This is a genomic window from Moraxella sp., assembly GCF_024227015.1.
Taxonomy (GTDB): Bacteria; Pseudomonadota; Gammaproteobacteria; order Pseudomonadales; family Moraxellaceae; genus Moraxella.
Genome location: NZ_JAAELD010000368.1, coordinates 1 through 4,986, shown reverse-complemented (window position 1 = coordinate 4,986; position 4,986 = coordinate 1). Strand labels below are relative to the sequence as shown.

Genomic DNA, 4,986 nt, shown 5'->3' with positions numbered 1-4,986 from the left:
TTTTTAGAATATTGGCACTCCATAGGGGATTCGAACCCCTGTTACCGCCGTGAAAGGGCGGTGTCCTAGGCCTCTAGACGAATGGAGCGCAAGGACTGTAAAACTGATTTTATCAAATCGCTTTACCAACTTTTGAACGCTTTCACCGTGTTTCTCAAAAGTGGCGCTATTATAGCAAATTATTTTGAGCCGTCAAGCGATAATTTTTCAAAAATTTAAAATAATTTGTAAATATTTGATTTATATATAAAAATTATTTTAAAAGTCAGTCTTTGAAGTTGTTGAATTGCAGTGGCACGCCAAATGATTTTTCTTTTAAGAATGCCATACAAGCTTGTAGATTGTCCCGTTTTTTGTCATTGACGCGAATCTTGTCGCCTTGAATGCTGGCCGATACTTTTAGGTCGCTTTCTTTAATGGCTTTGCTGATCTTTTTGGCGGTGTCTGAGTCTAGACCGTCTTTTAGGTTGATGACTTGTTTGACGGTTTTGCCTGATTGGGCTTTGTCCTGTGGGTCGAGGACTTGTAGATCTACGCCGCGCTTGATGAGCTGCTTTTCAAAGATGGCGTAAACATTGTCAGATTGAAGCTCGTTATCGCAGGTAATGGTTACGGTTTTGGCTTTTTCGTTCAGCTCGACGGTGATGTCACTGCCTTTAAAGTCAAAACGCGTGGCGATCTCTTTGTCAGTATTGCCAATGGCGTTACGCACTTCCTGAACGTTTAATTCAGATACGATGTCAAAAGATGGCATGATTACTCCTATAGTTGGGTGGGCACGCAGTTGTCGTCTGCGCTGATGTTATCTGTGGTGTCGTCGCTGCCTTTGATGGCCAGCATGGGCAATTCATTAAAAATCTTGCAGAATAGCTCGGCGGTTTTTTGGGTGTCGTAGAGTGCTGAATGGGCGTGATTGTTGTCAAATTCAATGCCTGCCATCATGCAGGTGCGCGCCAACACGGTATGCCCATAAGCAAGGGCGGATAGGCTTGCTGTGTCGAGCACGCTAAAGGCATGAAATGGCGAGTGATTCTTTGAATTGGTGCGCGCGATGGCAGCATTCAAAAAACCCAAATCAAAATGCGCATTATGTCCGACCAGAATGCATTGACGGCAGTTGTATTGTTTGCGCACTTCTTTTAATGCCTTAAAGATGCGACGTAGGGCGACTTTCTCATCCTCGCTGATCGCCTTTCGAAAAGGGCTCTCAGGGTTAATGCCGGTGAACTTGAGTGCGGCAGGCTCAAGATTTGCTCCGATGAACGGCTCGATGTGGGCGTTCAGTGGTTCACCTTGGATGAGCTGACCTTGTTCATCCATCACAATGGGAATGCAGGCAATCTCAAGCAAGGCATCTGTCTGTGCATTAAAGCCTGCTGTCTCGACATCGACGACCACAGGCATAAAGCCACGAAAACGCTCCTTTAGGGTGATAGGCTTATCCGATGTCATCACGACACCTGTGTCCAAGCTAGGCTCTGACCTGCCAGTAGTGGTGTCAAGGTCTTACCGTCTAGGTAGTCGTAGGCTTCAGGGATGGTCTGTTCCTGTTTGATCAGCGTAATGGTGCTGGTATTGACAGGCAAGCCATAGAACTGAGCACCAAAGACGCTAGAGAAATTCTCAAGCTTATCAAGTGCGCCAACGCTCTCAAAGGCTGTCGCGTATAATGGCAGGGCGTGTACGGCGGAATAACAGCCAGCACAGCCGCAAGCATTCTCTTTGGTGTGAGTGGCATGCGGTGCTGAGTCTGTACCTAAGAAGAATTTAGGATTGCCACTGGTTGCCACTTCTAATAGACGCTTTTGGTGGTCGGCGCGTTTTAGGATGGGTAGGCAGTAATAGTGGGGTTTGACACCGCCAACCAGTAGATGATTACGGTTAAATAGCAAATGCTGCGGCGTGATGGTCGCACCGATGTGACTGCCCTGAGCCAAACAAAAATCAGCCGCATCAGCGGTCGTGATGTGCTCCATGACGATTTTTAATTCAGGGAAGTTTTTGATAATAATCGACAGAATCTCATCCAAAAAACGCTTTTCACGATCGAAAATATCCACATCACTGTGCGTGACTTCGCCATGCACTAACAGTGGGATGCCGTGTTTTTGCATGGCTTCAAAGACTTCTGCGCGTCCTAGAATGTCGGTAACACCATCAGCTGAATTGGTGGTGGCGCCTGCTGGGTAGAGCTTAACAGCACGTACTACACCGGAAGCCTTAGCGGCAGCGATCTCATCAGCGGTGGTTTGATCGGTGAGATACAGCACCATGCAGGGGTTGAAGCTCTGCTTGCGTTCGGCGCTGATGTCAGCGTTAGCCAGCGCGTCCAAGATTCGTCCGCGATAGGCGATCGCCTGCTCGGTCGTCTTGACAGGTGGGACGAGGTTTGGCATGCGGATGATGCGGTTAAAACTCTGTGCGGCGTGTGCAACTGTGGTGCGTAGGGCATCGCCATCGCGCAGATGGATGTGCCAATCGTCTGGCTGAATCAAGGTAAGTGTGGTCATGATTTGGCTCGCTAAAGTATGATTTGATTGGATTATTTTAGCATGAAACAGGCATTTGCCAAAATGATTTCACGGCTTAGATGGCTAACGTGAGCGCATGGCGTGCCAGCGAAAATGCAATCGCCCACATGACGATGCCGATGAGCGTGTCTAGCACTCGCCAAGTGGTGGGTTTTTTGAATAATGGCGTAAGCAGTCTTGCGCCATAACCAAGCCCAAAAAACCAAGTCGCTGAAGCCAGCACCGCCCCGATGAGAAAGTAATATTTTTCGCTCAAGCTAAGTGGGCTGGCAATGCTGCCTACCAGAACGACGGTATCAAGATAGACGTGCGGGTTTAATAGTGTTAAAGCAAGCGTGGTAGCAATGGTTTTGCCCAGTGTGTGAGTCTGATGCTGACTGTCTAATGCCAATGCGCTTGTGCCTTGATGGGCGGATTTAAAGGCGCGAAAACCATACCATAATAAGAACGCAGCACCCATGAGCGACAGCATGAGCGTGGCAATGGGGCTTTGGCTAATAAGACTGCCAAAACCAAGCACGCCCATACTCATCAAAATAAAATCGCACAAGAAACAAATCAAGCACACCCAAAAGACATGCTGGCGCAATAGGCCTTGCTTTAATACAAAGGCGTTCTGAGCGCCAATGGCGACAATTAAGCCAAACGAAACAAAAAACCCTTGTAGGGTAATAGAATTCATCATTTATCCAAAAATAGCACATGAAAAACACGCCCATTTGAGCGTGTTTCTATTGAGTATAAATGCTTATTTATTCTCAAGCTGTGGTACGGCATTGCCACCACCCACGCCCAGAAGGCCGCTTTGGGTGTAGATGCCAAGCTTGTGACGGGTGTCCGCGATGTCAAGGTTGCGCATGGTTAGCTGACCGATACGATCAAGCGGGGTGAACGCAGCATCTTCAACCTTCTCCATAGACAGACGTTCTGGCTCGTAAGTTAGGTTCTCTGATTCGGTGTTCAGGATGCTGTAGTCGTTACCACGGCGTAGCTCTAGCGTCACTGTGCCTGTAATGGCGCGTGCCACCCAGCGCTGAGCGGTCTCTCTTAGCATTAGTGCTTGAGAATCGAACCAGCGACCTTGGTACAGTAGGCGACCTAGACGAAGACCGTTAATGCGGTATTGCTCGATGGTGTCTTCGTTGTGGATGCCGGTCACCAGACGCTCATAAGCGATGTGCAATAGCGCCATGCCAGGGGCTTCGTAGATGCCGCGAGATTTGGCTTCGATGATGCGGTTCTCGATCTGATCGGTCATGCCCAGACCGTGACGACCACCGATCTCGTTGGCTTTTAGAATAAGATCAACTGGGCTTTCGATACGCTCGCCATTGATCGCGACAGGCACGCCTTCTTCAAAGGTGATGCTAACTTCTTCGGCATCAATCTTCACATTCTCATCCCAGTACGCCACACCCATGATAGGCTCTACGATCTTGTGACTGACATTAAGAAACTCAAGGTCTTTGGCTTCGTGGGTTGCGCCCAGCATGTTAGAGTCGGTTGAGTAGGCTTTTTCTTTGCTCATCTTGTAGTCAAAGCCATTATCGATGAGGAATTGACTCATCTCAGCACGACCTCCCAGCTCGTCGATGAACGTTTGGTCTAGCCAAGGCTTGTAGATTTTTAGTTCAGGGTTGGCCAGCAGACCATAGCGATAGAAACGCTCGATGTCATTGCCTTTATAGGTTGAGCCATCACCCCAGATGTTCACATCATCTTCACGCATGGCAGAGACGAGCATCGTACCTGTCACAGCACGTCCTAGCGGCGTGGTGTTGAAGTATGGCATACCGCCTGTGGTTACGTGGAATGCGCCGCACTGAATGGCAGCGATGCCTTCTAGGGCGAGCTGTAGTCGGCAGTCAACAAGACGCGCCTTGACTGCGCCGTATTGCTCTGCCTTGGCAGGGATGGCGCTATAGTCGTCTTCGTCAGGCTGGCCTAGGTTAGCGGTGTAGGCATAAGGCTTCGCACCTTTTTGTTTCATCCATAGCAGGGCGGCAGAGGTATCAAGACCGCCAGAGAAGGCGATACCGACTTTCTTGCCGGTAGGTAGGTTTTGTAAAATGGTGGCGTTTGACATGAATGTTCCTTAAAAAACTTAAAACTAAAAGCCAAATGAATCTTTAAGATTATAGCACTTTTGGGCATGGTTTTGGCTGATTTACCGAAAAATATTTTAATATCACCATCAAAAATTCACGCAAAATTTCCCCCAAAGCTTAAATTTTTTGATAAACTAACAATTTATAAAATATCCATCATTTTTTAATTTGATAATCCATGAGCCTAGCGACTTCCAAAGTTCATTTATTGATTGATACCGCCAATCAGACCCTTGATGTCTATGATGGTGATGAATTGATCAAGAGATTTAGCGTATCCACCGCCAAAAATGGCGCAGGTCAGCTTGAGAACACGGGCTGCACGCCGCTGGGCAGACACACCATTG

Annotated in this window: 6 protein-coding genes and 1 tRNA gene; 1 reads left to right on the top strand and 6 read right to left on the bottom strand. The window is 48.1% G+C overall.

Translation table 11 applies throughout. From position 1 onward, the window contains the following. Nucleotides 1–12: 12 nt before the first annotated feature. The 6 genes from GY683_RS08620 to argG form a co-directional block, all read right to left on the bottom strand. Nucleotides 13–88 (bottom strand) — tRNA-Glu (locus tag GY683_RS08620). A 177-nt stretch (nt 89–265) separates the two neighbouring features. Continuing rightward, entirely contained in the window at nt 266–754 is a 489-nt protein-coding gene (locus GY683_RS08615) for a YajQ family cyclic di-GMP-binding protein (protein WP_297288336.1), read from the bottom strand. Nucleotides 755–762: 8 nt separating this feature from the next. Beyond that, the gene (rnt, locus tag GY683_RS08610; protein ID WP_297288338.1) at nt 763–1,452 is read right to left on the bottom strand and encodes a ribonuclease T; all 690 of its coding nucleotides are present in this window, start codon (nt 1,450–1,452) and stop codon (nt 763–765) included. Further along, complete coding sequence (gene pyrC / locus GY683_RS08605; protein WP_297288337.1) at nt 1,452–2,513, bottom strand: dihydroorotase; 1,062 nt, start codon at nt 2,511–2,513, stop codon at nt 1,452–1,454. Before pyrC ends, rnt begins: the two co-directional genes overlap by 1 nt. Nucleotides 2,514–2,586: 73 nt before the next feature. Then, nucleotides 2,587–3,216 (bottom strand): LysE/ArgO family amino acid transporter, encoded by a 630-nt coding sequence (locus tag GY683_RS08600; RefSeq protein ID WP_297288335.1) that lies wholly within the window; start codon nt 3,214–3,216, stop codon nt 2,587–2,589. Nucleotides 3,217–3,279: 63 nt separating this feature from the next. Further along, nucleotides 3,280–4,617 carry an argininosuccinate synthase gene (gene argG / locus GY683_RS08595; RefSeq protein WP_297288334.1) on the bottom strand — a complete coding sequence of 446 codons (1,338 nt, stop codon included), beginning with the start codon at nt 4,615–4,617 and terminating at the stop codon, nt 3,280–3,282. A gap of 200 nt (nt 4,618–4,817) precedes the next feature. On the opposite strand from argG, the gene GY683_RS09610 reads away from it, so the two are divergent. Beyond that, nucleotides 4,818–4,986 (top strand): L,D-transpeptidase (locus tag GY683_RS09610; protein ID WP_367274157.1); only part of this gene is annotated, 169 nt, incomplete at its 3' end.

Bases quoted from the DNA above. Each gene is read 5' to 3' on its own strand.
- GY683_RS08615 (WP_297288336.1), bottom strand. From the start codon at position 754: ATGCCATCTTTTGACATCGTATCTGAATTAAACGTTCAGGAAGTGCGT.
- rnt (WP_297288338.1), bottom strand. From the start codon at position 1,452: ATGACATCGGATAAGCCTATCACCCTAAAGGAGCGTTTTCGTGGCTTT.
- GY683_RS08600 (WP_297288335.1), bottom strand. From the start codon at position 3,216: ATGATGAATTCTATTACCCTACAAGGGTTTTTTGTTTCGTTTGGCTTA.
- argG (WP_297288334.1), bottom strand. From the start codon at position 4,617: ATGTCAAACGCCACCATTTTACAAAACCTACCTACCGGCAAGAAAGTC.